Origin of the sequence: Rhizomicrobium sp., from assembly GCA_037200985.1 — a bacterium.
GTDB lineage: Bacteria > Pseudomonadota > Alphaproteobacteria > Micropepsales > Micropepsaceae > Rhizomicrobium.
Window position 1 is genome coordinate 2,752,652 of record JBBCGJ010000001.1, and the last position, 26,395, is coordinate 2,779,046.

The following is a 26,395-nucleotide window of genomic DNA, read 5'->3' on the forward strand; positions in this document are numbered from 1 at the left end:
ATTTTACCCCGCGCGCGCCGCCAGCGCCACCGGCACCGGCCCGCCTTCCGCCCAATCCACCAGCTCGGCGGCATGCACGAAGGGCGGTCCGTCCGCGCCGGACAGATGGTTGAGGCAAGGGAAATTCGTGCTCGCCACGATGTCGGGCTCGGTGGCGGCGATGTTGTCCAGCTTGCGGGCGCGCAGGGCCTGGGAGATCTCGGGCTGCAACACCGAATAGGTCCCGGCCGAACCGCAGCACAGATGGCCCTCCGGCACGGACGCGACCTCGAACCCCGCGGCGGCGAGCAGCGCCTCGCCCCGGCCGGCCAGCTTCAGCCCGTTCTGCAGCGAACAGGCCGCGTGCCAGGCGACGCGCAGCGACCGCGGCTCGGCCGCGGCGCGCGGCGTCGCCAGATCGAGGAAGTCGCGCGACGCGGCCGCGAAGGCCCGCGCGCGCGGCAGCCAGAGCGGATCGTCCAGGAACAGATGCTCCAGGTCCTTCAGATGCGCCGAGCAGCCCGTCGCGGTGATCAGGACGCTTTCGAACGCGTCGGCGCCGCCGGCGCGCTCATAGGCCTCGATGGCGCGGCGCGCCCAGTTCTTGGCGTCCTCGCTGCGGCCCAGATGGTGCACCATCGAGCCGCAGCAGCCCGCGCCCTCCAGCGGCACGAGTTCGAAGCCGCGCCGCGCCAGCACGCGTGCCACGGCGGCGTCGATCCCGGGCGCCATCGCGCCCTGCACGCAGCCGGGCATCAGCGCGATGCGCCTGGCATTGGGCAGGATCGCGCGCGGCAGCGGCGCCGGCCCGGCGATCCGCACCGCGAGGCCCATGCGCGCCATGCCCTTGAGCCGTCCGGGAAGCAGCGATACCAGCGGTCCGGCGACGTGCGCCGCGAACAGGCCGAAGCGCGTCAGCGACGGCCGCGTCATCACCGTGGCGATCAGCCAGCGCAGCAGCCGGTCGCCCCAGGGGCGGCGGTAATGGGTCTGGATATGCACCCGCGACGCGTCGACCAGCCGCGCATAATCGACGCTGGACGGGCACGCCGTGCGGCAGGCGAGGCACGACAGGCAGCGGTCGACATGCAGCACCGTCTCCGCATCGGGAACGCCGCCCTTCTGCAGCATGTTCTGCATCATCACGATGCGCCCGCGCGGCCCGTCGCGCTCGTCGCCGAGCAGCACATAGGTCGGGCAGGTCGCGGTGCAGATGCCGCAATGGACGCAGGCCCGCAGGTTCTTCTCGGCCTCCGCGATATGCGGATCGGTCAGCTGGGTGGGCGTGAACTGGGTGCGCATTCTCTCAGGACCACCGATCAAACCCAACAAAAAAGCCCGACAAAAAAAAGAATGTCATGGCCCGCGAATGCGGGCCACCCAGGTGACATCTTGTAGAGCAGGCATCACCTGGGTCCGCCGCAGTCGCGGCGGATGACAATGTTTTTGTTTGAAGCCGTGAACCCACTACACCCCGTCCCACATCCGGCCGGGATTGAACAGGCCAAGCGGGTCGAACGCGGCCTTGATGCTCTTCGTCATCGCCATTCGAACCGCACTTTGCGGTTCGAATACGTCGAGCCGCTCGCGCGTCTCCTCGCCCGCGCGCAGCAGGACGGCATGACCGCCCACCCGGTTGACCGCGGCGCGCACCGTATCGCTGCCCGGCAGCGTGCCGAGCCACAGCAAGCCGCCGGCCCAGTCGCCGAGCCACAACGGCGCCTCGATCTCGGCGGCGACTTGCGCGGCGGCCGCCGGCGGCACGAAGGCACGCCAGACGTCGTAAGGCGTGTCGGCGAAAACCTCGCCATTGCCGATGGCGCGGAAGGCGATCTCGCCCTCCGGCACCTCTTGTGCTTCGCGGCCGTCCAGCAGCGTGCGCAGCATCGCGCATTTCTCGGCCAGCGGCGCCTTCTCGCCTTCGAGGCGGACAAGGACGCGGCCTTGGCTATAGGCAAGCCCCGTCGCGTCCAGCGGCGAGGACCACACTTTGCGCAGCAATGCGAAGCCGTCTTCCGGCGACAGGTCGCGCAGCGCCAGAACCGTCGACAGCGGCGGCCTGGGGAACACGCGCAACGTCACTTCGGTAAGGACACACAGCGTCCCCATCGCGCCGCACATCAATTTGGGAACATCGAAGCCCGTGACGTTCTTGACCACCTTGCCGCCGGCCTTGAAGGCCTCGCCGAAGCCATTGACGCCGCGAAAGCCGAGCAGCTGGTCGCGCGCCGCGCCCAGCCGCACGCGCGCCGGCCCGTTCGCGTCGGTGCTGATCGCGCCGCCGATCGTGCCGAGCCCGGGCGCCGCGCCGAGCAGCGGCCCCCAGTCCGGCGGATCGAAGCCGAGCCGCTGGCCCTTCTCGGCGAGCACCGCGTCGATCTCCGCGACCGGCGTGCCGGGCGCCGCCGTCAGGATCAGCTCGTTGGGCTCGTACGAAAGAATGCCGCGCAGGCCCGAAACATCGAGCACCGATCCCATCGTCACCACGGCGCGGCCGAAGCTCTGCTTCGTGCCCGCGCCCACGATCTCGAGCGGCGACCGCCATTCGCGCGCCGTCATCACGGCCTCGACGATCTCGTCCTCGGTGGAAGCGCTATGGGTCGGCATCAGAACCAACTTGTCATGGCCCGCGAATGCGGGCCATCCAGTTGAAGCGCGATGCGGCGGTGCAAGGTTGGGGAACACCAATAGTTGCGGGATTCGTCGACGTCACCTGGATGGCCCGCATTCGCGGGCCATGACACCGTCGGGGTTGAATGCGATCCGCACATCTCAGAAACGCGGCAGGTTCGGGAACGGCACGCGGCCGTCCTTCACATGCATATGCCCGCCCTCGACGCAGGCCGACAGCGTCGGAAACACCTTGCCGGGATTGAGCAGCCCGCCGGCATCGAAGGCGCATTTGAGCCGCTGCTGCTGGGCGAGGTCGGCCTCGGAGAACATCGTCGGCATCAGGTCGCGCTTCTCGACGCCGACGCCGTGCTCGCCGGTGAGCACGCCGCCGACCTCGACGCAAAGTTTGAGGATGTCGGCGCCGAAGGCTTCCGCGCGGTCGTGCTCGCCCGGCTTCATCGTGTCGAAGATGATCAGGGGATGCAGATTGCCGTCGCCGGCATGGAACACGTTGCAGAAGCCGAGGCGGTATTCCTCCGACATCCGCGCCATCCGCGCCAGCACGAGCGGCAGCTTGTGGCGCGGGATCGTGCCGTCCATGCACAGCATGTCGGGCGCCAGCCGCCCCATGGCCGGGAACGCCGCCTTGCGCCCGGCCCAGAGCCGGCCGCGCTCGGCCTCGTCCCGTGCCTCGCGCACCTCCGCGCCATTGGCCCGCGCGATGCCGCCGATGCGGGCGATGGCATGATCGACCTCGGCGCCGATGCCGTCGGCATCGATGATCAGCACGCCCTCGCAGGCCGGATAGCCGGGCGCCGAATAGGCCTCCACCGCCGCGATGCAGCGCCGGTCCATGAACTCCATCGCCGCCGGCACGATCCCCGCCGCGATGATGTCGGCGACGCATTGCCCGGCATCCGGCACGGAGGAGAACGCCGCCAGCAGCGTGCGCGTCGCCGGCGGCTTGGGCAGGATGCGCACCGTCGCCTCGACCACGACACCGAGCAGCCCCTCGGAGCCGCACACCACGCCCAGGAGGTCGAGACCGCCGGCGCCCGGCGCCCTGCCGCCCAGCCGTATCCGCTCGCCGCTCATCAGGACAAACTCGACGCCGAGCAGGTTGTTGGTCGTCAGCCCGTATTTCAGGCAGTGCAGCCCGCCGGAATTCTCCGCCACATTGCCGCCGATGGTGCAGGCGATCTGGCTCGACGGATCGGGCCCGTAATAGAAGCCGCGCCCCTCGACCGCGCGGGTGATCGCCAGATTGGTCACGCCGGGCTCTACGACGACGCAGCGATTCTCGAGATCGATGTCCAGGATCCGGCTCATCCGCGCCAGGCCGAGCAGGATGCCGTCGGCGCGCGGCAGCGCCCCGCCCGACAGCGAGGTCCCCGCCCCGCGCGGCACGACCGGCACGCCGTGCTCGCTGGCATAGGCCAGGATGGCCGCGACCTGCTCGGCGTCGCGCGGCAGCACCGTGACGAGCGGCTTCTGGCGGTAGGCGGTCAGCGCATCGCCGTCGAACGCGGCAAGGCTTGCGGAATCGGACACCACCCCGTCGGGCACGATGGCACGGAGCGCCGCGACGATGTCGGGCCCGTGGGCGATGATGTCGGAATCGGGAGCGGAAAAATCCACGCGCGCGCCTCTCAGCTACGCACGAACGCTAGCACGGCGCGGGCTTAGCCTTGGCGCGCCTTGAAACGCGGGTTCTTCTTGTTGATGACATAGACGCGGCCCTTGCGGCGGACGACGCGGCAGTCCTTGTCGCGCTTCTTGAGCGAGCGGAGGGAATTGCGAACTTTCATGGTCTTATGGCCTTAAGAACGGGCCACAGGGCCCCGCAAAGAGGCGCGGAAGCTATGCGGCCCCCCTTTTCCTGTCAACCGGGAGAAAACCCAGGGATTCCGCCACATTCCGGCCTTTCCACCACGATCTACTATGGTATTCCGCCCGCTTCGGGCGAATGGGGATGCAGCGTGTGATGAGAACCGGTGTCCAATTGGGTCTGGCGGCGCTTTTGAGCCTGGTCGGGGCCTGCGCCACGGTCGAGCCGGTCGACGCTCATCGCGCCGGCCACCGTGCCGAGGCTCCGCCCAAGCCGTCGCCCCAGGACGTCAAATTCGCCCAATTCGTCGTCGACTTCCGCGCCACCGCGCTCGCCGCCGGGATCGCGCCCGCGACCTATGACGCGGCGATGGGCGGCATCAAGCGCAACGACAAGATCGAGACCCTGACGGAGGCGCAGCCGGAATTCGTCAAGCAGGTCTGGACCTATCTCGACACCGCCGCCTCGCCCCGCCGCGTCGCCGACGGACGGGCCGCGCTGGCAGCGCAGGCCGCGGCGCTCGCGACCGTCGAAGCGAAATACGGCGTGCCGAAGGAGATTCTCGTCTCGCTCTGGGGCAACGAGACCGATTTCGGCGGCGCGCTCGGCAGCTTCAACATCTTCGAGGCGCTGGCGACGCTGGCCTATGACGGGCCGCGCAGCGATTTCGGCAAGACCCAGCTCCTCGCCGCGCTGAAGATGATGCAGCAGGAAAAGCTCGACCCGGGTCAGATGGTGTCGTCCTGGGCCGGCGCCTTCGGCCAGCTCCAGATGCTTCCCACGACCTTCCTCAAAAGCGCGGTGGATGGCGACGGCGACGGCAAGCGCGACCTGTGGCACTCCTCGGCCGACGCGCTCGCGAGCGCGGCCGTCGAAGTGTCGACCGATGGCTGGCAGCGCGGCCGCATCTGGGGCTATGAGGTCCGCCTGCCCGCGGCCTTCGCCTATGAACTGGCGGACGGCGATACGACCAAGCCGGTTGCCGATTGGACCAAGCTCGGCGTGACCACCGCGACCGGCACGGCCTTGCCGGCCAACACGGACGCCGGCGCGATCTATCTGCCCGCCGGCGCGCGCGGGCCGGCCTTCATGACCTTCGGCAATTTCAAGGTGATCCTGAAATACAACAACGCCGCGTCCTATGCGCTGGCGGTATGCTATCTCGCCGACCTGATCGCCGGCCGGCCCGCCATCGTCGCGACCTGGCCGCGCGACGAGGAGCCCCTGTCGCATGACGAGCGCATCGCGCTGCAGAACGGCCTGACCACGCTCGGCTACAATCCCGGCAAGATCGATGGTATCATCGGGCACGACGGCAAGGCGGCGCTGCGGCTCTGGCAGAAGGCGCACAGCCTCCCCGCCGACGGTTTCCCGACCATGGCGGTGCTGGCGCAGGTGCTGACGGAGGCGAAACAAAAGGGACTTTGATCCCGGCGACGCGCCGAGCTCGAAAACAATTATATTGCCGAAAGTTCGTTAAGTCGTTGTTTTTATTTACGCATTCGCCACCGGCGTCTCGATATCCTCCTCGATGATCTCGACATCCGGCGGCACGATCCCGGCATTGCGCAGCGCCGGCGACAGCCATTGATAGGCGAACAGACCGACCAGCAGCGCCGCCGCGAAAGCATAAGGCACGTAAGGCGACCATTCGTACATCCAGCCGATAAGCGGCCCGGCGATGAAGCCCATGGCGCTGGCGCCGCCGATGATGCCGGCGACTGCGCCCTGCTCATGCGGCGCCACAGACAGCGAGGCGCCTGAGGTGAATCCCGGCCGCGCCATGCCGAAGCCGAGGCCCGACAGCGCCAGCCCGACCACCAGGACGAGGAAATTGCCGAATACCAGGAAGACGAGGGTCGAGACCAGGGCCGCGCCCAGTCCCCAATTGGTCAGCACCCGCGCCGAAAGCCGCACATACTGCACCACCACGAGCTGGGCGAAGAGCGCCGCCAGCGAGGTCGCGAGCTGGCCGATCATGTTGTATTGCGCGGCATGCTCCGGCGCGACGTGCAGCACGTCCATGAAGAAGAAGCCCATGGTCTGGATCGGCACCGTGCTCGCGGTCGAAAGCCCGATGGCGAAGATCGCGAAGGGCCGCACGCGGCGGTCGTGCCATTTGAAGGGTGTGCTCTCCACCCGCCGCGCCTTGGGCAGTGTGCGCTCCGGCAGCAGGAACCAGATGGTGGCGGCGCTGGCGAGCGCGAGGCCCGAGATGAAATAGAAGGGCACCAGAAGTCCGAACGGCGTGAACAGGCTGGCGATGGCCGGCCCCGCGACGGTGCCGAGCCCGAAGGCCGAGCCGATGGTCGCCACGCCCTTCAGCCGCTCCTGCGGCGTGGTGCGGTCGGCGACATAGGCCTGGCTCGCCGGCTGGGTGCCCGAGCCGAAGGTGCCGTAAATCGACCGCGTGAGGATCATCAGCGGAAAGATCGCGACGGCCGGCAACCAGCTCTTCAGCCCGGCCAGCATCACGCTGGCGAACAGCGCGAAAGACGCTGCGAAGGCGAGCAGGCCCAAGAGCATCACGGGCTTGCGCCCCCAATGATCGCTCTTCTTGCCCCAATAGGTCGCGGTGACCACCCAGATCGCCGCCGAGATCGCGAAGACGCTGGTCGTCTGGACGGCGCTCAGGTGAAGCTGCCGCGACAGTGGCGGCAGGATATTGAACAGCACGGTCTGGCCCGCGCCCATGCAGAGCAGGCTGACGAACAGGATGGCGAAAGCGCGCCGCCGCTCGGCATGCGTGGTTATATGGACGACACTATGTCGGCCTACCGCTTCGCTGCTTGAGGCCGTGGGGTGTTCATCGGGCATAGCGGCGCTAAGCACCGCAATTGCGCGGCGGGGTCAAGGCGGCGCGGCGCAAGGTAGCAATGTGTTTTCCTCCCCCCGCTGTTGCGGGGGAGGTGGCACGCCGTAGCGAAGCGAAGGCGTGACGGAGGGGGCCTGCCGCCCCGCACAACCCCCCTCCGCCTCGCTGCGCTCGGCACCTCCCCCGCAAACGCGGGGGAGGAAAGGCGCCCTCAGCTCTTCGCCTTCTTGAACCTGACCTGCGCGGTGTCGCTCCGCCCCTGCGCATCGACCACCGTGATGCGCGCCAGGCCCTCGCCGTCGGGCGTGAACAGCACCGGCTGGAACCGCGTGTAGTTGCCGATCAACTGGCCGTTCACTAGCCAGGTCAGCGGCTCCTTGCCGCCATCGGCCTTGAGCACCACGCTCTTGTCCTTCGCGTCGTCGGGCGGCAGCGGCACCACCGTGCCGTTGGGCGGAAAGGCAATGGTCGGCGGCGGCACATTGGTCTCGCGCGCCGGCGCCGGCGCGCTCTCGCGGCGGAAGAAGCGCATCGACGGCGGCAATCGGTCGTTCGCTGTGGTGAGCACGGCACCGGACGGCGGCGGATCGTCGGCATGGCGGTCGGCCGGCAGAAGCTCGAAGGCCTTGAGCAGGATGGGCGCGGCGGATTCGCGTCCGACATGGCCGGCGCGCGGCGACCCGTCGGCGCGGCCGACCCACACGCCCACCGTATAGTCGTTGGAGAATCCGACCGACCAGGCGTCGCGATAGCCATAGGAGGTCCCCGTCTTGAAAGCGATGCGGCGCGCGCGGTCGATCCCCTGCCCCATCGCCCAGCCATCGGGCAGCGATACGCCGCGCAGGATCTGCTTGAGATAGAACGCCGCCACCGGCCCGAACAGGCGGTGATCCGGCGCATCCGGCGCGCCGGCAACGTAGCGTAACCCGCGCGCCTCGCCGCCGTCGGCGATGCCAGAATAAAGCATGGTGATGTCGGCCAGGCTGATTCCCAGGCCACCAAGGGCGACGGGAAGGCTCGGCGCCTCGCCGCCGGCCGGGAAGGCGAGGCGCGCGCCGGCATTCTCCAGCGTTGTGGTGAAGGCGAGCGGTCCGACGCGGTCGAGCACCATCACCGCAGGCACGTTGAGCGACATGCGCAGCGCCTCGGTCGCGGACACCGCGCCTTGGAAGCTGCCCTCGAAATCCTTGGGTGCGTAGTCGCCGAACATGGTCGGCGCGTCGGTCATCAGCGAGGCGGGATGCAGGATCAGATTGTCGAAGGCGATGCCGTAGATGAAGGGCTTGAGCGCCGAACCCGGCGAGCGCCAGCGCTGCGCCAGGTCGATCTGCCCCGACGGCCCCCAATAGTTCACGCCGCCCAGATAGGCGAGGACGTCGCGCGTCCGGTTGTCGACGACGACGATGGAGAGCGCCGTGCCTTCCCCGAAATAGGGCTGCTCGTTCGCCGCCATGCGCTCGACCGCGCCCTGCAGGTCGGCGTCCAGCGTCGTGACGATGCGGGTGGCATGGGGATCGCGAAGCTTGAGCCGAACCGCGAGATGCGGCGCCGTCAGCGGCATCGCCTGGCGCGCGAAGGGCACGCCCTCGCGCCGCGCCACATCGGCGTCGCCCTGGGTCACGACCCCTTCGCGCACCATGCGGGCGAGCACCTTGTCGCGGCCCTTGGCGGCGCGGATGGCGTGGCGGTCCGGCCGCTGCTTCACCGGCGATTGCGGCAGGGCGACGAGCAGCGCCGCCTCGGAGAGATCGATCCGCGCCGGGTCCTTGCCGAAATAGGACAGCGAGGCGGCGCGCACGCCTTCGAGATTGCCGCCGAACGGCGCCAGCGTCAGGTAGAAGGAGAGGATCTCGTCCTTGGAATAGCGCTCCTCCAATTGGAGCGCGCGCATCATCTGGAACAGCTTGGTGAAAATGCCGCGCGATTTCGGCGGCTCCAGGATTCGCGCGACCTGCATGGTCAGCGTCGAGCCGCCCGAAACGATGTGCCCGGCGCCGGCGAATTGCAGCCCGGCCCGCAGGACCGCCATCGGATCGACGCCGGCATGATCGTAGAACCGCTTGTCCTCGTAGGCCATCAGCATGGCGAGATAGCGGGGCGAAACGTCCCGCACGTCGGTCTTCATCCGCCAATAGCCGTCGTCGGTCAGGAAGGCGCGCAGCGGCACGCCACGCCGATCGACGACCTCCGGAGAGACCCGGATCGCGCGCGTCATGTCCGGCGGATTGGCGACATCGGCGGTCGCGACGGCGCAGGCAATGCCGAAGACGGCGAAGAGGGCGGTTAAAAAGCTATGTTGAAGACTCGATTTCATTGTCAGCTCTTTCCTCCCCCGCGTTTGCGGGGGAGGGGGACCGCGAAGCGGTGGAGGGGGCCGACGGGGCGGATGCTATCAGCGCCGACCCCCTCCGCCTCGCTTCGCTCGGCACCTCCCCCGCAACAGCGGCGGAGGAAATCAAGGCGCGATCGTCACGCTTCCCATCGTCGTGCGGCCGTGGATCGTCGGCGCGTACATGTCCATCACCGCCGCCGCCGGCAGGACGAAGGTCCCCGTCGTCACCGCCCGCGCGACATAGGCGATGCGGAAGATCGGCTGCGGCTCCGGCTTCTTCTTGTCCTCGTCGCTGACATAGGACGAGCCGATGGTGAAGGCGGCGACGAACCGGTCGTCGCGCGCATCCGCCATCGTCGTGTCGTAGAGCGTGTCGAGGAAGGCGTAGGGCTTGCCGTCCTCGGAACCCAGCGGCATCTCGATCTCCAGCCCCGCCGGCAGCAGATCGATCACGCCCATCTGGCGATAGGTGTTGTGCTGCATCTGGCCGGTGACCTCCACGATCACGCGGTCGTTCTGGTGCAGATGTGCCAGGTCGGCCGGCGTGCCGCCCATCGTCCAATAGGTCTTGCTGAGGGTGAACCCGCTCGCCTCCGCCGGCAGCGGCGCCGCCGGCGTGCCCTGCACCGAGGTCGTGCGCCACACCCCGGCATCGCCGCGATTGAGGAAGGTGATGCCGGAGCTGAGCTGCGCCGGCGAAGGCGACAGGCGGATCGCGCCGGCCCGCGGCACGCCCGGCTGGCCGTTGACCAGGATGTTCAGCGGCACGGTCTGGCGCGTCAGCGCATAGGCGGCGCGCAGCATCCACGCCTTTTCCTGCGTGGTCGTGTCGTTGAGCGAGGAGTCGAGCTCGGCGCTTTTCTTCAGGAGGGCCGGGATGAGGTCCGGCTGCCCGTTCTCCGCCGCAAGCGCCGTCGAACCCGCCACATCGCGCAGCAGCGAGCCGTAGTCGCCGACCGGATAGGTGAAGGGCTGGCCCTTCAGCGCGATGTCGCGCGCCCGGTTGAAGCCGTAGGTCGCGCGCGCCCGGTCGCCGGCCTGCGCCGCCGCCGAGGCCGACAGCGCCTCCGCGATGGCGGTGTTCATCTCCGGCCCGCGCGTGTCGATGAAGTAGCGCAGGTCGGACAGGTTCACCTGGCCCGACCGCGCCAGGAGATAGAACGCATAGGCGCGGGTGTTGTCGGAGTTGGAATCGCTCGCCGCCGTGCCGCGCAGCCAGCTCGAGCCGCGCTTCAAGGCGTCGTTGGGCACGACATAGCCCTTCTCCTTGGCCTGGGTCAGGAAGTCGAGCGCGAAGACGCTGATCCACGGATCGGCGTCCGAGCCCGGCGCCCACATCCCGAAATTGCCCGCATAGTTCTGCATGTCGAGCACCGCGTCGACCGCATCCTGCACCCGCGGCCGAAGCGCCTGGTCGCGCGGCAGGCCGGCGAGGTCGGACAGGTCGTTGAACACCAGGAGCGGCATGGCGCGGCTCGTCGTCTGCTCGATGCAGCCATAGGGATATTTGTCGAGCCATTTCAGCAGGCCCGGCACGTCGCTGTAGCCATGCGCCGCCGCGACCGTCAGCCCGACCGTCGAGGTGCCGCGGATCAGGTCGGCGACCAGCTGCCCGTTGGCGGTATAGGTCGCCTTGGGCGCGAAGGGCACCGTCTCGTCGCGGGCGACGTCAAGCTGCGGCGCGCGCGATTCGATCTGCCAGGAATGATTCACCGCGAACCCGCCCGGGCCTTTCACATTGAGCGCGATGGTCGCGATGCCGATCCCCGTGCCGTCGAGCTGCATCGGCACCAGCACGCGCTGGCCGAGGCGCAGCGTCTGCGTCACCACCGTCTGATGCGCCCCATTGGGCAGGCCGACCGGTCCCGACGCGGTCAGCGTCGCGACATAGGTGCCGGGCCGGCCCTCGACATTGTTCATGTTGAGCGCGGCGGCGGCATGGTCGCCGGGCGCCAGGAAGCGGGGGAACACGATGTCCGCCACCACGGGATCGCGCACCGTCAGCGGCCGGTCGGCATGGCCGAGCTTGGTGTCGGTCATCGCCACCGCCATCAGGCGCAATTCGCCGTTGAAGTCTGGGATATCGAGCGCGATCGAGGCGTTGCCGTCCGCACCCACCTTCACCAGGCCGGAGAACAGCGCCACCGTCCGGGTCGGCACCACGGCCAGTGGCCGTCCGCCGAAGCTGTCGCCGCCCTCGCGCATCGCGCCGACCGCGCCCTTCTCGGATTTGATGAGCCTTCCATAGTCGTCGCGCATCGTCACGCCGAGCTGGCGCTTGGCGAAATAATAGTCGTTGGGATTGGGCGACACGAAATCGGTGAGCTGGAGGATGCCCTCGTCCACCGCCGCCAGCGTGAGATAGGCCTGCTCGCCGCTCGCGAGCCCCGCGATCGCCACCGGAATGACGATCTTCTGGCGCGGCGTCACTTTCTGCGGCCCGCCGATATTCACCGCCAGCGTCCGGTCCTTGTTGTCGACCTGCAGCCAGGCAAGGCCGATGGCGCGCACCGGCTCATGCCCCGTCGCCTCGTTCAGCGGCCGGTAGTCGGTCACGAGCACATAGGCGCCCGGTCCCCAATCGGCCGAGACCTTCACGTCCACGCTGGCGCCGGTCGCCGGCGCGTCGATCACCTGGGAGGAGAACACCTTGTCGCCGGCCACCACGACCAGCGCCTTGCCGTTCGCCGTCGGCTTGATCTGCACATGCGCCGTCTCGCCGGCGCGATAGGAGGGCTTGTCGGCCGCGACCGGGATGCGGTCCGGCCGGTCGCCGGCGGAGCTCGCCGCCCAGCCCGAATAGAAGCGATAGGACGACGCCGTGCCGGACTTCGGATCGGTGATCGTCAGGCGGTAGGAGCCATAGGGGAAGTTCTGGGCGAGCTTCACCGGCGCGCCGGCGCCGACGTCGATCTTGCCGCTGGTCATCAGCCGGTCGCGGGTGATCGCCTCGTATTTCCACGAGCCATCTTTCTGATACCACTGATAGGTCGTGTCCTCGCGCACCCAGGAATAGGTGAGGCCCGACAGCGCGACGCGCTTGCCGTCGCCGTCGACCGCGATGGCCTCGAAGCCGGCGCGGGCGTTCTCCGCCACCGAACCGTCGTCGAAATCGGGACGCAGCCCGATCATCGCGTCATGGGTGCGCACCGGGATCTCGACATTCTTGTCGGTGGTGCGCCCGCCCGGCTCGTGGATCGAGATCGTCACGCTCGCTTTCAGCGGCAGCGTCGTGTCGGCGAGATCGCCGATCGTGCCGGTCGCCTCGGTCGAGCCGTTGGCGTCGGTCTCGGGCACCGTCATCTGCACGTCGACGGCGGCGAACGTGTCGTCGACGCGGCCGAACTGATATTGCTTGTATTCGGGGAACGGCGTGCCGTCGGCCTCGATCTTGGCCGTGCCCTCGCCCGTCAGGCCGGAGGCCGGCGCGCCATAGAGGAAGCGGCTGTCGGTACGGACCTTGATGTCTTCGCCGGGCTTCACGACCTTGGTCTCGGGCGTCAGCGTCACCTTCAGGCGCTGCGGCACGAAATCGGCCACGTCGAACTGCACCCGTCCGACCGGCGCGGCCTTGGGATCGATATAGGCCGCGATCTGCCAGCGTCCATGCGGCGCGCGATTGCCGAGCTTGAGCGGCCAGGTCGTGGCGCCCGCCTGCAACGCGGCGGCGGGAACCGTGGTGCGCGCGACCTCCAGCCCGTCGGGCCTTGTCGCGATCAGGGTCAGGACCGAGCTGATCGCCGCCCCGATGCGGTCGCGCAGCATGGTGGTGGACTGCACCGTCTCGCCGGGGCGGTAGACGCCGCGCTCGGTATAGACGAAGGCATCGATCGGGCCGGGCGCCTCGCGCCCGCTGACGCCGCGATCGGTCAGGTCGAAGCCGGATCGGCGCAGGTCGAGGAAGCTGAAATCGCCGCCCGCGCCATAGGCCATCACCACGACGGGCGCATCGCCGCCGGTGGCGCGGAGAAGGCCGGCCGCGAAATCGGCGCGGCCGTCGCCATTGGTCGTCACGGTGGCGAGGACGTTGTTGTCCTTGGCGACGAGGTTCAGCTTGACCCCGCTCAGCGGCTTGGCGCTGGCATAGGAGCGGGCGAAGACGGTGAGCCCGCCGGCGCCCTGGAAGCTGGTGACGGCGATATCGGAATCGACCACCCATTGGGCGGCGATGGTGCCTTCGTCGTAATAGTCCTTGGTCTCGTCCTGCGCCGCGTCCATGGCGATCAGCACATAGGCGCCGGGCGGCTTGCCCTTCAGGATGTCGCGGATCGGGACCAGGGTGGTGACGGAATCGTTCTTGACGTTGGCGACGTCCATCGTGCCCTGCCAGACCAGCGCGCCCTGGCTGTTCTCCAGGTCGGTGTCCTTCCAGGAATAGAGCGTGGTCTGGTCGACCGTGCCGCTTTCGATCTGCGACAGCAGCCGGTCGCCGACCCGGATGATCTTGAGGCGGAGCTTGGCGATGTTGACCGTCGTGACCGGCACGCCGTCGGCGTTCTCGCGCGGCAGCACGATGCCGCCGGAGAACCGCACCAGCGAGGGCTTGTCGCGCAGTTCGACCGGGACGGTTTCGTCCTCGCTCAGCTTCTCGCCGGTCGCGGCCGGCAGGCCGCTCTTGAGCGTCACCTGATAGGATTTGTTGAAGTCCAGGCCCGCGATGCACAGCCGGTCGCCGACGACATGGCTCGCGACCTTGGTCGACGGATCGACGGAGAAATAGTCCTCATAGTGCGTCCGGCCCGAGGCATCGAGGCTGCGGGTGAAGACCAGGCAGGCCTCGGCCTGCGGTTTGGTGGTGTCGACTTCCAGCCGGCGGAAGGCGAAGAACGGCGCCTCGGCCATCTGCGCCGGCGTCACGCTGCTGGTGACCGAGGAAAGCCCGCCCGCGATGCGGGAGAAGAAGCCGCTGCCCAGCGGCGTGTTCTTGCCGCCGAGGAAATAAAGCACGCCGGTCACCACCGCGACGACGGCGAGGATACCGCCGCCGATCATCACAAAACGCTTATTGTCCACTGGTTTCCCCCGGAACTGACAACGTATGGCGAACCCTATCACGGGCGCGATGCGACGATGCAAACATTCGGCGCCGAAAAAGGCGGGATGTTGTCGAATTGGGCGATGGCGCGAAAATGTTTTGCGAACGCGTCAGCGCGGGCTCGGACAGAACACGCTGCGGTTCTGATAGGCGCATTGCTTGATCGGATGTCCTTCCGAATCGTAGAGCTCGATCGTCCAGCCTTCGTTGCCCGTCATGCGCGTCAGCATCATGAAGCCGAAGCCGCGCACCGAGAACCCGGTCTTCACATGCACGCCCGAGTCGCCCTGGAATATCGTGCCGCGCAGGTCCAGCGGCGTGACGTCCAGATTGTCGCCGCCATTGCCGGCGACGATCTGGGGCGGAACCTTCGCCCTGTAGTTGATCGCCTCGAAGCTGTGGATGTGCCCCGAGAGCATCAGCGAGATCGCGGCGAAGGCGGAAAGATCGCCCGCCGCCTTGATCATGGTGGCGTTGCCGCCCGCCGGCAGGCCCATGAAGGTGATCGCGGCCCAGAGCGGGCGGTGCGTTCCCAGCCACAACTCGCGCCCCGCGCCGACATTGGCCATCGCCTTCAGCGCCTCGAAGTCCTTCTCGAACAGCGGCACCTGCTGCGGATCGACCGACGTGTCGGGCGCGCTGGCGCTGTCCATGATCGCGATGGTCTGGCTGCCGGCCTGCACCGCATAGGGATCGAGATGGCCGTTGCACGGCGCCGCAGGATCGTAGGCGGTCGGACCCAGCAGCCGGAGGAAGCCGGGACCGGCGCGGAAGCAGTCCTCGTGATTGCCGCGGATGACGATCCAGGGCGCCGCGGCGAGCAGCGGCGCGCCCGGCGTGAAGAAATCGGCGTCCCAGGCCGCCCAGTTGTCGCCCCAGGGCGAGCCGGCGCAGCCGGGAAAGGTCTCCGGGCACGGCGACTCCCGGTAGAGGTAGTCGCCCAGATGGAGGACGAGGTCGGGATGCTGCGCCGCGGCGGCCTTCGCCAGGGTCGCGAAGGGCCAGGCCTTGGGATCGTTGCAGGCCTGCAGCGCCGTGCCCTTGATGCGGCAGCCGGTATCGCCCAGCACCAGGATGCGCTGCGGGTTGTCGACCGGCACGCCCAGCGCCTGGCCGCCGACCGAAAGCGACCGCGCCTGCGCCGGCAGCAGCGCCGCGCAGATGGCCGGGAAGTCCTTGCTCGCTGCGGCGCGCAAAGCCAACGCCAGCGGCTGTCCGTCGACGGTCGCCGCCGGACAGCCCTTGCCGCCAAGATCGAGCGCCCGCACCTCCGCACCGCCGCCCGGCGCGTACTGGACCCACGCGGTCGCCCCGCCGCCCGGCGCCGGCGCGGGCCCCGAAACGGCCGTCGGCGGCGGCTCGGTGTTCACCGACCGCACGCACCCGGCAAGCAATGCCGCAAGTGCGAGAACGACAAAATGTTTCATCGGCGGATTATGCAGCAATTCCCCCTGCATCCAAACCGGCCGCTGCAAGCATCTCGTCCGTGAAACCCTGATCTTGCAGGCTCCACTATGTTTCACGTCGACTGGTTCTGGCTTTTCATCCTCGGCGTCAGCGTCGCCGGTGTCGTATCGGGCATCATTCGGTCCGCCGATCGCGAAAAGACGATCCGGGCCGCGATCGACAAAGGGGTCGCACTCGATCCCGCCACGCTCGAAGCGCTGCGCAATGCGGCGGCGAACCCGCCGTCCAATCCCCGTTTCGGCCTGCTCGTGGGTTCCATCATGACCTTCGCGGTCGGCTGCGGGCTGATGCTTCTGGGCTATTTCATCGGCATGGACGAGACGACCTCCAACTCGCTGCACCCGCTGCTCGGCGTCGGCGCCTTGCTATGGTGCATCAGCCTCGGCCTGTTCGTCGCATCGCGCTTTGCGCCTGCGCCGCGCACGCCATAATCGCGTCCCAAGGGGGCGCGGGATGTGAGCAGACGCTATGGCGATCTTGCGGAGGCGCATGTGGTGACGCTGGCGGCGCTGGGCGACGCGCGCGCCTTCGCCGAGCTGGTAGGCCGGCGCCAGGGGACCGTGCGCGGCCTCCTGCGCCGGCTCAGCGGCGATGCGGCGCTGGCCGACGACCTGGCGCAGGAGGCCTTCGTCCGGGCATGGCGCGCGCTGTCCCAGCTGCGCAACGCGGCGGCGTTCGGCGGCTGGCTCAAGCAGGTCGCGATACGCGTCTGGCTGCAGCACGCCCGCCGCGCCAAGCTGGCGCTCGAACCGCTGGACGATGTCGATGAGACGGATCAGGCCGCGCCGCCCGCGGCCGAACGCATCGATCTCGACCGCGCCCTCGCCAGGCTCAGCCCGGCGCAACGGCTCTGCGTGACGCTGTCCTATGGCGAGGGTCTCAGCCATGGCGAGATCGCGGACGCCACCGGCTGGCCGCTCGGCACCGTCAAATCGCATGTTGCGCGCGGCGGCGCGCGGCTGCGAGAATGGCTCGGCCCATGAGCGACGACAGCGACCTCGTCCGCCTGTTCGCGGAGCAGCCCGACCTTCCCGCCGACGATGCCTTCGTCGCCGGCGTCACGGCGCGCCTCGCGCGGCGCCGGCGGCTCGCCGTGGCCGCGCCGTTCGCCGTCGTCGCGGCGCTGCTCCTGGCGGTCTGGGCGAGCTGGCCGGCGACGAGGGATTTGATCGCCGAGTCGGTGTCCGGCATCGCGCTGCTCGCCGGCGGCGTCGGTAGCTTCTTCAACTCGGCCATCGGCGTCGTCACCGCCGCCGCGTTGCTGCTCGCGGCGGCGCTGTCGCTATGGGCATCCGGACGCAGAGCGCTGCGTTAGGCCGGCCGCCAGTTCCCGTGGAAGCCGAACGGCACGCGGCGCGGCAGTTTCGCCGTGCCGATGGGACCCTTGGCGACATCCGTCGCGTCGTAGACGACGAAGTCGGTGCGGTCCTCGGCGCCGCGATAGACGAGCGCGACCAGCCAGCCTTCGCCTTCCGCCGCGTTCTCGCTCTTCGGGACAAAGATCGGCTCGCCCGGCGAATCGCCGTCCGCCATCTGGTGCGCGGCGCGCTTGCCGGTCTTGAAGTCGATATGGGCGATGGCATTGAACAGGATCTTGCCGCTGTCGCGCGTGTCGGCAGCGAAATAGCCGTGGCGGTAGGAGAGCCCGGCACGGCGCTCGTCCATGCGCGGGAATTCGCCCGCGAGATCGTCGAGCCTGGTCTGCTTCACGGTATGGGTCTTGCCCGAAAGATCGACCTCCCAGCGCACCAGATAAGCCGAGCACGGCTTGCCCGGCGAGCCGTCGGCATTGGGGAACAGCGGCGCCTGCGCATATTGCATGACGTCGGCGTAAAGCTTGTCGCCTTCTTCCCAGGCGTTCATCGGATGGAAGACATAGCAAGGATCGGTATCGAGCCAGCGGATCGTCTCGATGCCTTTATCGCGGGCCATCAGGCCGATGCGGCCGCCCAGCTCCGGCTCCCAGCCGAAAGCGGGCTTGCCGCTCATCGCGCGCGGCAGGCTGGCGGACAGCGGCAGGACCGGGAACAGGACATGGCGGTCGGTGACGCAGAAATCGTGCACCATGCTGGCATAGGGCGCGTCGAAGGTGTCCAGCCGCGTGACCTTCCCGGCCTTGTCGACGACGCCATAGGCCATGCCGGCCGACAGCGGCATCGGGCCCACGCCATAGCCGAAGAACACCATCTCGCCGGTCTTCGGATCGATCTTGGGATGCGCCGTGAAGCATTTGGCCGCGCCCGCATAGTCGATAGAGCCACGCGTCGCGAGCGACAGCGGATCGACTTCCAGCGGCTGGTGGGCCTCTTCGAGCGCGAGCAGCTTGCCCGCGTGCCACACGACATTCGTATTGGCGACGCCGGACTCCTTGCCGATCACGGATGGATCGCTCGTCAGCGGATTGCCGAAGGAGCCGAACAGCGACTTGCCCGCGGCATGCTCCAGCTCCCATTTCGGCGTGCGGATGTAGCGGTTCTTGTAGGAGACCTTGCCGTCCGCGACGAAGAAGGCGTGCAGCATGCCGTCGCCGACGAACCAGTGGTGATTGGGATCGCGCGGCGTGAACTGCGGATTGGGACCGTTGCGGTAGAACGCGCCGCGCAGCGCGGCGGGGATCTCCCCGGTGACCGCAAGATCGATGAAGTCGTCCTCGCTCGGGACGGGCGCGAAGTTGCCGGCAAGGTAGGGATTGAGACGGACGGGAGCGTTCATGGGTCGGCCTCTCAAAAAAGTGAAATCATTTACTTCGTAAATTTATAGCATATACCTATCTCGGTAGGCAAGTTTAGAATCATTCAAAAGGTATCCTGATGCCGCGCATCCTCAGCCAAACCGACGTTGCCGATTTCCGCGAACGGCTCTGCGAAGCCGCGACCCGGCTGTTCGATGCCAAGGGCCGCGAGGGCTTCACCATGCGGGAACTGGCGAGCCAGATCGGCGTCAGCGCGATGACGCCCTACCGCTATTTCAAGGACAAGGACGACATCCTGGCGGCGGTGCGCGCCCGCGCCTTCAACCGCTTCGCCGACTCCCTCGAAGCCGCGTTCCGGAACGCCGCCACCGCGCCGGAGAAGTCCGGCGCCGTGTACCGCGCCTATGTCGATTTCGCCTTCGGCGAACCGGCCGCCTACCGGCTGATGTTCGACCTCTCGCAGCCCGACGAGACGGCCTATCCCGAACTGGTCGAGGCCAACACCCGCGCCCGCGCGACGATGACGGCCTATGTCCGCGCCCTGGTGCAGGACGGAATCCTGCAAGGCGATCCCGATCTGATCGGCCATGTCTTCTGGGCCTCGCTGCACGGCGCGGTGGTGCTCCGGCTGGCGGGCAAGCTGGGCACCGAATACGACTTCGACCGGATCAGCGGCGAATCGTTCCGCGTGCTGTTCGAGGGCTATCGGACGAAGAAGGCTTGAGCCCTATTGGCCCGCGCCGAGCGGCACGGTCTGCGGCGCGCCCAGCGCCGGCTCCGAGCCAGAGAGGCTTTCCGCCACGCCGGCCGCTCCCGCCAGGGCTTGCGCCTCGATCTCCGCCGCGCGCGTCGCGAGATCGGCGCGGATGACGTCGTGCCGTTCGGCGTCGAGCTTGTAGCCCCACAGCGCCAGGGCGCCGACGAACATGGTCAGCACGGGCACGATGACATAGCAGGCCTCCAGCGCGTCCAGCGCGATGCCGGTGTTCACGACGCCTTCCTTGGGATCGAAGCCGAAGGCCTGGATAAGCGGGAAAGTGATGATGACGGCGAGCGCCGAGCCGATCTTGGAGGTCGCGACGATCAGCCCGTAGAGCAGCGCCGAACGGTCCTTGCCGATGTCGAGCCGCACCTCGTCGCTAACGTCGGCGATCATCGAGCGGATCTGGAAGGTGAAGCAGCTCACCACGAAGCCGGCGAACATCATTCCCGGCACCATGAACGCCATCGAGCCGTGGGGAAGCACGAACACCGTCGCCTGCGCCAGGCCGTAGAGCACGCAGGCCGACATCACCGTCTTGTGCTTGCCGATGCGGTTCGAGACCAGCGACCAGCAGGGCGCCCCGAACAGGCCCGCCGCGATATAGATCAGCAGCAGCGAATTGGTCTGGGTCCGCGTGAAGCCCAGCGCCTGGGTGAAGAAGAAGAGATAGAGCACCGCCGTGATCGCGGGGCCCAGGGCCAGAAACAGGTCCGCCGCCAGGACGCGCAGCAGCGAAGGCCGCGCGATCATCGTCCAATAGTCCTTCAGCGTGATGCGGTTGGCGGTTTCCACCTGGCGCGGCTCGCCGACCGCGGCGATGCAGAGCAGCACGGTGAGCGGCGTGACGGCCAGTAGGAACCAACCCATGGCCTGCACGCCCTGGGCGTCGGTCATGTGCCAGCCGAGCTTGAGCACGACGGGAAGCGCCAGGATGACGACGATGGCGATCACGCCGACCGTCTGCATCCAGCTATAGATGCGGCTTCGCTGGTGGTATTCCGGCACGAGCGCCGCGGCCCAGGCGGCGTGGCCCAGCGTGATCATGGAATAGCCGGCATAGAGGACCAGCAGCCAGACGACCAGGTACAGCCGGCTGGAGCCCGGCTCGGCCATGAAGATCATGTAGGACGCCAGCATCAGCAGCGGCACGCTGGCGATCATCCAGGGCCTAAAGCGCCCGAAACGCGTGTCGGTCGCGTTCACCGCGATGCCGATCATGGGATCGAAGAAGATGTCGGTCAGGCGAACCACGCCGAAGGCGGCGCTGACCGCCGCGAGCGTGAGGCCGATATGGCTGGCATAGTAATTCGGCAGATAGACCGTGAGCGGAATTCCCAGCGCGGAGTAAGGCATCGCCGCGCTGGAAAACGGCGCCAGCAGCCATGCCGGCAGCCTCTTCGCGGGCGGCGAACTCGACGTCGGGTTGCTCATGCGTCAGATCTCCCAGATCGGCCTCTTAGGGGCCTTTCGTGACATTCATTTCATATGAGGACTTCACACGGGTTTCGCCCGGCCGCGCAACCAAAATCCGCGCGAGCACGGCCCGGGCCCGCGAAACCCGGCAAATGGCGGTCAGTCGCGGTCGCGATCCGTTCCCGCGACGGCCTTTGCAAAGGTTCGCCGACAACTTCGTGTCGGGATCGTTGCACACCGTCATGGTTCCGCTACAGTCGATTGTCGCATGACGGGACATGGCGTGAGCACAATCGGGCTTAAGAATACCCATCCCGTCGTCTTTCTGTTGCTTTGCACGCCGTTCGGCGCGTCCAACGGCTATCTGGTCGTGACGCTGGGCTTCCTGCTGTCGCAAGCCGGCGTCAGCGTCGGCGCGATCGCCGGACTGATCGCGCTCAGCCTCGTGCCGCAGACCTGGAAGTTCTTCTGGGCGCCCATCGTCGATACGACCCTGAACAGCAAGACCTGGTATTTCCTCGCCGCCGTGGTCTGCGCCGTCACGCTGGGCGCCATCGGCTTCTTCCCGATCACCAAGGCGGGTCTTTTCGCCATCACCGTGCTCGTCGTCGCGAACAGCACCGCCACGACATTCCTCGCCATGGCGGCCGAGAACCTGATGGCGCATGCCACCTCGGAAGACCAGAAAGGCCGCGCCGCCGGCTGGTACCAGGCGGGCAATCTCGGCGGCTCGGGCATCGGCGGCGGCGGCGCGCTGTGGCTGGCGCAGCATTTTTCCTATGCGTGGCTGCCCGGCGCCGCCATGGCCGCGCTGTTCCTGGCCTGCTGCATCGCTTTGCTGTTCATCGCCGAACCGCCGACCGATCACCGGCACGCCTCCTATTTCCGCAGCCTGGCGGGCGTCGCGCAGGACGTCTGGAACACGGCGAAGTCCCGCGCCGGCTATCTGGCGCTGCTGATCTGCTTCCTGCCGATCGGCTCGGGCGCGGCATCCAACCTCTGGGCGTCCGTCGCGGGCGACTGGCATGCCAACGCCGACACCGTCGCGCTCGTCAACGGCGTCTTGGGCGGCATCGTATCGGCCATAGGCTGCGTGGTGGGCGGCTATCTCTGCGACCGGATGGACCGCAAATTCGCCTATGCCCTGTTCGGCGTGTTTCTTGCCGCGGTCGCGCTGGCAATGGCCGCGGCGGCACGCTCGGCGCAGATGTTCGTCACCTTCACTCTGCTCTACGCCTTCATCCAGGGCTTCAACTACGCCTCGTTCAGCGCCGTGGTCCTGGAAGCCATCGGACGCGGCGCGGCGGCGACGAAGTACAACATCTACGCAGCGCTTTCGAACGTGCCGATCATGTACATGACCACTGTCGAAGGCATCGCCTTCGGCCGCTGGCACGCCGAGGGCCTGCTGCTCGCCGATGCCTTGTCGGGACTGGCGGCCATCCTCTTCTTCTTCGCGGTCGCGGCCGGGACGCGTCCGCGCGCCGCCGTCGCCGCCTGAATCAGGTGCCGCAGAAGGTCTGCAGCACGAGTTCGTCCGGCTTGGGCGCCGCCCTATAGGCGGCAAATTCCGGCTGGTCGTCATAGGGCTTCGACAGGACCGTCAGCAGTTCCTCGAACGGCGCATAGTCGTCCTTGTCCTGGGCCGCGACGATGGCCGCCTCGACGCGATGGTTGCGCGGAATGAAGGCCGGATTGACGGCACGCATGGCGGCCGCCCGCTCCGCCGGCGCGACATGCTCCAGCGCCAGCCGCGCCCGCCATTTGTCGAGCCAGACGTCGAGCGCCGCGGCATTGTCGAACAGCGCGCGCAAATCCTCGACCGCGCCCGCATCGCCCGCGCTATCGCCGAGCCGGCGGAAGGTCAGCGTGAAATCGGCGCGGCCGTCCGCCATGTGGCGGAGGAATTCGCCGATCAGCGGCAGGTCGTCGTCATAGGCCTGGCCGAATCCGAACTTCGCCCGCAGGCCTTCGTAATAGGCCGCCTCGAACCGCGCCGGATAGGCATCGATCGCCGCTTGCGCCGTCTTGATCGCGCCGTCCTCGTCTTCGCCCAGCAATGGCAGCAGGGCCTGCGCGAAGCGCACCAGGTTCCACTGGGCGATGCGCGGCTGGTTGCCGAAGGCATAGCGGCCGCCCTGGTCGATGGAGCTGAACACCTTCGCCGGGTCGTAGGCGTCCAGGAAGGCACAGGGGCCGTAATCGATCGTCTCGCCCGCGATGGAGGTATTGTCCGTGTTCATCACGCCATGGATGAAGCCGACAAGCTGCCAGCGCGCCACCAGGCTCGCCGTCCGCGCGATGACCGCGTCCAGCAGCGCGCGATAGTCGCCCCGCGCCACCTCGGGATAGAGCCGCGCGATCACATAGTCCGCGAGCGCGCGCACGCCTTCCGTATCGCCGCGATTGCCGAAATATTCGAACGTGCCGACCCGCACATGGCTGCGCGATACCCGTGTCAGCACCGCGCCGGGCAGCATGCCCTCCTGGCGGAGCATGCGTTCGCCCGTCGTCACCGCCGCCAGCGTGCGCGTCGTGGGAATGCCGAGCGCCGCCATCGCCTCGCTGACGATGTATTCGCGCAGCACCGGCCCCAAAGCGGCGCGGCCGTCGCCGTTGCGCGAGAACGGCGTCGGACCGGAGCCCTTGAGCTGAATGTCGTAGCGGATGCCGTCGCGCCCCACGACCTCGCCCAGCAGGACGGCGCGGCCGTCGCCCAGGCGCGGCACCCAATTGCCGAATTGATGGCCGGCATAGGCCATGGCGATCGGCTCGGCGCCCGCGGGAACGCGGTTGCCGGCCAGCGCCGCGACGCCCTCCGCCGAGGCGAGACGCGCGGGATCGATCCCAAGCCGCCGCGCGAGTTCGGCGTTGACGCGGATCAGGCGCGGCGCGGCGACCGGCGTCGGCGCCTGCCGCGCATAGAACCGCTCCGGCAGCCGCGCATAGCTGTTGTCGAACGCAAAGACCGGCGGCGCGACGCGATCGGCCTCTGCAACGGAAAGCTCGCTCATGCGCGGCACTATATCAGCACCGCGATGCCGCGCGCGACCGAATTGCCGGGTTCCCAACCTTGCGAGAGGCGGACGGCCCGCCCTAGCCTTTCGCGCTCTTGCCAGTCGGGACGTCCATGCTCAGCCGCCGCGAATTCCTCGCCTCGACCGCCGCCGGCGCGCTCGCCGCGCAACCGATACCGCTCCAGGCCGCGTCCGGCGAGGCGGCCAGGCTCGATGCGCTGCTCGATGCCATCTTCCAGGAGACGCTGCGGCAGAACCCGGAGGGCGCGACGCAGCTCGGCTTCGACAAGGGACCGAACGCCGACCTCAAGAGCAGGCTGCGCGATGAATCGCCCGCCGGCATCGCCGCCGCGAAGGCGCGGACCGCCGACCAGCTCCGCCGCCTCAGGCAGATCGACGCGACCGCGCTGACCGGCCTGGACCGGGTGAACTACGATACCCTTCTTTACACACGGGAGTCGGCGGCCGCGATCAACGCTTTCGATTTCGGCGGCACGTCCTACGGCCCCTCGCCCTATGTGGTGAGCCAGCTCACCGGCGCCTACCAGTCGGTGCCCGATTTCCTCGACACCAAGCACCGTATCGACGTCGCGTCCGATGCCGACGCCTATCTCGCGCGGCTGGGCGCCTTCGCCGGTCAGATCGCCGGCAACACCGAGCGCATGCGGCACGACGCGGCGCAAGGCGTCGTGCCGCCGGACTTCCTGCTCGACCGCGCGCTGGAGCAGATGACCGCGACGCGCACCACCGCCGACAAGTCGCTTCTCGTCACGTCCATCGCGCGCCGCGCGAAGGAGAAAGGCCTTGGCGACGACTATCCGGCGAAGGCCGCCGCGATCTACGACGCGCAGATCGGCCCGGCGCTGGACGGGCTGATCGCGGAGACCAAGATGCTGCGCGCCGCCGCCGTGCACGATGCGGGCCTGTGGCGGTTCGCCCAGGGCGAGGCGTTCTACGCCGCGGCGCTGCGTTCCACGACGACGACCGGCCTTTCGCCCGACGCGATCCATCGGCTCGGCCTCGACCAGGGCAAGGAGATCGCGGCGCGGATCGACACGCTCCTGCAAAAGCAGGGCATGACGCAGGGCACGGTCGGCGAGCGCATCCTCGCGCTCTATCAGCAGGAGGTCTATCCCAACACCGACGACGGCAAGGCGCAGTGCATCGCCTATTGCAACCAGCGGCTGGCCGAGATCCGCCCGCACCTGCCGAGCGTCTTCCGGCGCCTGCCGGATTACAAATTCGAAGTCCGCCGCGTGCCGCTGCAGACCGAACCCGGTGCGGCCTCGGCCTTCTCGCAGGCGCCGACGCTCGACGGCACGCGCCCCGGCATCGTCTATTTCAATCTGCACGACAGCGCCGAATGGCCCAAATGGTGCCTCTCCACGACGGTCTTCCACGAGGGCCTGCCCGGCCATCAGCTCGAGGGCGGGCTCGCGCTTGCCAATACGAACCTGCCGCTGATTCGCAAGATCACCGGCTTCTCGGGCTATGCCGAAGGCTGGGCGCTCTACGCCGAACAGCTCGCCGACGAGATCGGCATGTATGACGACGATCCCCTGGGCCGCATCGGCTATCTGAAATTCCAGCTCTTCCGCGCCAACCGCTGCGTCGTTGACACCGGCGTCCATCACCTGAAATGGAGCCGCGAACAGGCGGTCCGCTATTTCGTCGAGCATGGCGGCGACGCACCCGGTTTCGCCGCGCGCGAGGTCGAGCGCTATTGCGCCACGCCCGGACAGGCGTGCAGCTACAAGCTCGGCCACACCGTATGGACGAAGGCACGCGAGCGCGCGCGCACCGCGCTCGGCGCGAAATACGACATCAAGGACTTCCACGAAGCCGGCCTCGACTGCGGCCGGGTGCCGCTCGACGTGCTCGACGGCGTGATCGACCGCTATATCGCGGCGAAGGCCGCGGGCTGAGCGGCGGCCTTACGGCTTGAACTTCTTCGGGATGGCGGCGGCCTCGGCCGAGGTGAGCGGCGTCATCGTCTTGACGATGCAGGCGGACTGGATGCCGCCCGGGCTCTGCGCCACCTTGATGTCCCAGTCGATCGCGGAACACACCGAGTTGGTGCCGTGCCATTCGGTGATGAGATAGGCGGACGGCCACAGCAGCGCCGGGCAGGACGCGGCCAGATCCAGGCGATAATATTGGTGCAGGTTCACCCGGACATTGATCGTCTTGGCGTCCGCGGCCTTCCAATTCTCGAAATTGCTGACCAGGAAACAGGCCGGAGCCTTCGTCGGTGCCGGCGGCTCGTCGGCGCGGGCGGCGGCCCCCGTCAGCGCCAGACCGAGAGCAGAAGCGAAGATGAAAATCGGTAGCTTCATGATACGATAAACTCCACGAAAGGCCCTCGGTCAGTATATCGAACCTCGGCCCTCGTGGATCAATATTCTAGGTCTCGAATATCGCAAATTTTATAATCGTATCAT

General features: G+C 68.0%; 19 protein-coding genes. 7 read left to right on the forward strand and 12 right to left on the reverse strand.

Annotation, left to right across the window (positions count from 1 at the left end):
• Positions 1–3: 3 nt before the first annotated feature.
• The 4 genes from glcF to ykgO all read right to left on the reverse strand — a co-directional run bounded on the left by glcF (position 4) and on the right by ykgO (position 4,400).
• The gene (gene glcF, locus WDN01_13615) at positions 4–1,281 is read right to left on the reverse strand and encodes a glycolate oxidase subunit GlcF (protein MEJ0027060.1); all 1,278 of its coding nucleotides are present in this window, start codon (positions 1,279–1,281) and stop codon (positions 4–6) included.
• A 165-nt stretch (positions 1,282–1,446) separates the two neighbouring features.
• Entirely contained in the window at positions 1,447–2,586 is a 1,140-nt protein-coding gene (gene glcE / locus WDN01_13620) for a glycolate oxidase subunit GlcE (GenBank protein MEJ0027061.1), read from the reverse strand.
• Positions 2,587–2,751: 165 nt separating this feature from the next.
• A complete protein-coding gene (locus WDN01_13625; GenBank protein MEJ0027062.1) occupies positions 2,752–4,230 on the reverse strand; it encodes an FAD-linked oxidase C-terminal domain-containing protein in 1,479 nt (492 codons plus the stop codon).
• Between the two features lie 44 nt (positions 4,231–4,274).
• Positions 4,275–4,400, reverse strand: a complete 126-nt coding sequence (gene ykgO / locus WDN01_13630) for a type B 50S ribosomal protein L36 (protein ID MEJ0027063.1) — start codon at positions 4,398–4,400, stop codon at positions 4,275–4,277.
• 176 nt (positions 4,401–4,576) lie between these two features.
• Between ykgO and WDN01_13635 the strand changes: the two genes are divergently transcribed.
• Positions 4,577–5,848, forward strand: a complete 1,272-nt coding sequence (locus WDN01_13635; protein ID MEJ0027064.1) for a lytic murein transglycosylase — start codon at positions 4,577–4,579, stop codon at positions 5,846–5,848.
• Positions 5,849–5,914: 66 nt separating this feature from the next.
• Here WDN01_13635 and WDN01_13640 read toward each other — a convergent pair whose 3' ends face one another.
• The 4 genes from WDN01_13640 to WDN01_13655 form a co-directional block, all read right to left on the reverse strand.
• Complete coding sequence (locus WDN01_13640) at positions 5,915–7,237, reverse strand: MFS transporter (protein MEJ0027065.1); 1,323 nt, start codon at positions 7,235–7,237, stop codon at positions 5,915–5,917.
• Between the two features lie 209 nt (positions 7,238–7,446).
• Positions 7,447–9,549 (reverse strand): penicillin-binding protein 1C, encoded by a 2,103-nt coding sequence (gene pbpC, locus WDN01_13645; GenBank protein MEJ0027066.1) that lies wholly within the window; start codon positions 9,547–9,549, stop codon positions 7,447–7,449.
• A gap of 141 nt (positions 9,550–9,690) precedes the next feature.
• Positions 9,691–14,580: an alpha-2-macroglobulin gene (locus WDN01_13650; protein MEJ0027067.1), complete on the reverse strand. Its 4,890-nt coding sequence runs from the start codon at positions 14,578–14,580 to the stop codon at positions 9,691–9,693.
• Positions 14,581–14,712: 132 nt separating this feature from the next.
• Positions 14,713–16,029 carry a metallophosphoesterase gene (locus WDN01_13655; GenBank protein ID MEJ0027068.1) on the reverse strand — a complete coding sequence of 439 codons (1,317 nt, stop codon included), beginning with the start codon at positions 16,027–16,029 and terminating at the stop codon, positions 14,713–14,715.
• 87 nt (positions 16,030–16,116) lie between these two features.
• Between WDN01_13655 and WDN01_13660 the strand changes: the two genes are divergently transcribed.
• From WDN01_13660 to WDN01_13670, 3 genes are read left to right on the forward strand one after another with little or no spacing between them, the layout of a single operon-like run.
• A complete protein-coding gene (locus WDN01_13660; GenBank protein MEJ0027069.1) occupies positions 16,117–16,500 on the forward strand; it encodes a hypothetical protein in 384 nt (127 codons plus the stop codon).
• 24 nt (positions 16,501–16,524) lie between these two features.
• Positions 16,525–17,052, forward strand: coding sequence for a sigma-70 family RNA polymerase sigma factor (locus WDN01_13665; GenBank protein MEJ0027070.1), 528 nt, complete (start codon positions 16,525–16,527; stop codon positions 17,050–17,052).
• On the forward strand, positions 17,049–17,384 hold the full coding sequence (locus tag WDN01_13670) for a hypothetical protein (protein ID MEJ0027071.1): 336 nt from the start codon (positions 17,049–17,051) through the stop codon (positions 17,382–17,384). Before WDN01_13665 ends, WDN01_13670 begins: the two co-directional genes overlap by 4 nt.
• On the opposite strand, the gene WDN01_13675 is transcribed toward WDN01_13670, so the two are convergent.
• Complete coding sequence (locus WDN01_13675; protein MEJ0027072.1) at positions 17,381–18,781, reverse strand: carotenoid oxygenase family protein; 1,401 nt, start codon at positions 18,779–18,781, stop codon at positions 17,381–17,383. The two genes, WDN01_13670 and WDN01_13675, sit on opposite strands and share 4 nt — an antisense overlap.
• A 98-nt stretch (positions 18,782–18,879) precedes the next feature.
• Here WDN01_13675 and WDN01_13680 point away from each other — a divergent pair, with 98 nt between their 5' ends.
• Positions 18,880–19,485: a TetR/AcrR family transcriptional regulator gene (locus tag WDN01_13680; protein ID MEJ0027073.1), complete on the forward strand. Its 606-nt coding sequence runs from the start codon at positions 18,880–18,882 to the stop codon at positions 19,483–19,485.
• Between the two features lie 3 nt (positions 19,486–19,488).
• Here the strand turns inward: WDN01_13680 and WDN01_13685 are convergent, their stop codons facing one another.
• Positions 19,489–20,955, reverse strand: coding sequence for an MFS transporter (locus WDN01_13685; protein ID MEJ0027074.1), 1,467 nt, complete (start codon positions 20,953–20,955; stop codon positions 19,489–19,491).
• 265 nt (positions 20,956–21,220) lie between these two features.
• On the opposite strand from WDN01_13685, the gene WDN01_13690 reads away from it, so the two are divergent.
• Positions 21,221–22,438, forward strand: coding sequence for an MFS transporter (locus tag WDN01_13690; protein MEJ0027075.1), 1,218 nt, complete (start codon positions 21,221–21,223; stop codon positions 22,436–22,438).
• Between the two features lies 1 nt (position 22,439).
• Here WDN01_13690 and WDN01_13695 read toward each other — a convergent pair whose 3' ends face one another.
• Positions 22,440–23,951, reverse strand: coding sequence for a YdiU family protein (locus tag WDN01_13695; protein ID MEJ0027076.1), 1,512 nt, complete (start codon positions 23,949–23,951; stop codon positions 22,440–22,442).
• A gap of 116 nt (positions 23,952–24,067) precedes the next feature.
• On the opposite strand from WDN01_13695, the gene WDN01_13700 reads away from it, so the two are divergent.
• Positions 24,068–25,879, forward strand: a complete 1,812-nt coding sequence (locus WDN01_13700; GenBank protein ID MEJ0027077.1) for a DUF885 family protein — start codon at positions 24,068–24,070, stop codon at positions 25,877–25,879.
• Between the two features lie 9 nt (positions 25,880–25,888).
• On the opposite strand, the gene WDN01_13705 is transcribed toward WDN01_13700, so the two are convergent.
• On the reverse strand, positions 25,889–26,290 hold the full coding sequence (locus WDN01_13705) for a DUF6491 family protein (protein ID MEJ0027078.1): 402 nt from the start codon (positions 26,288–26,290) through the stop codon (positions 25,889–25,891).
• Between the last annotated feature and the right edge of the window lie 105 nt (positions 26,291–26,395).

Coding starts and splice junctions, on each gene's coding strand:
- WDN01_13635 (MEJ0027064.1), top strand. CDS start 4,577: ATGAGAACCGGTGTCCAATTGGGTCTGGCGGCGCTTTTGAGCCTGGTC.
- WDN01_13655 (MEJ0027068.1), bottom strand. CDS start 16,029: ATGAAACATTTTGTCGTTCTCGCACTTGCGGCATTGCTTGCCGGGTGC.
- ykgO (MEJ0027063.1), bottom strand. CDS start 4,400: ATGAAAGTTCGCAATTCCCTCCGCTCGCTCAAGAAGCGCGACAAGGAC.
- WDN01_13695 (MEJ0027076.1), bottom strand. CDS start 23,951: ATGAGCGAGCTTTCCGTTGCAGAGGCCGATCGCGTCGCGCCGCCGGTC.
- WDN01_13700 (MEJ0027077.1), top strand. CDS start 24,068: ATGCTCAGCCGCCGCGAATTCCTCGCCTCGACCGCCGCCGGCGCGCTC.
- WDN01_13675 (MEJ0027072.1), bottom strand. CDS start 18,781: ATGAACGCTCCCGTCCGTCTCAATCCCTACCTTGCCGGCAACTTCGCG.
- glcE (MEJ0027061.1), bottom strand. CDS start 2,586: ATGCCGACCCATAGCGCTTCCACCGAGGACGAGATCGTCGAGGCCGTG.
- glcF (MEJ0027060.1), bottom strand. CDS start 1,281: ATGCGCACCCAGTTCACGCCCACCCAGCTGACCGATCCGCATATCGCG.
- WDN01_13670 (MEJ0027071.1), top strand. CDS start 17,049: ATGAGCGACGACAGCGACCTCGTCCGCCTGTTCGCGGAGCAGCCCGAC.
- pbpC (MEJ0027066.1), bottom strand. CDS start 9,549: ATGAAATCGAGTCTTCAACATAGCTTTTTAACCGCCCTCTTCGCCGTC.
- WDN01_13705 (MEJ0027078.1), bottom strand. CDS start 26,290: ATGAAGCTACCGATTTTCATCTTCGCTTCTGCTCTCGGTCTGGCGCTG.
- WDN01_13680 (MEJ0027073.1), top strand. CDS start 18,880: ATGCCGCGCATCCTCAGCCAAACCGACGTTGCCGATTTCCGCGAACGG.
- WDN01_13640 (MEJ0027065.1), bottom strand. CDS start 7,237: ATGCCCGATGAACACCCCACGGCCTCAAGCAGCGAAGCGGTAGGCCGA.
- WDN01_13660 (MEJ0027069.1), top strand. CDS start 16,117: ATGTTTCACGTCGACTGGTTCTGGCTTTTCATCCTCGGCGTCAGCGTC.
- WDN01_13685 (MEJ0027074.1), bottom strand. CDS start 20,955: ATGAGCAACCCGACGTCGAGTTCGCCGCCCGCGAAGAGGCTGCCGGCA.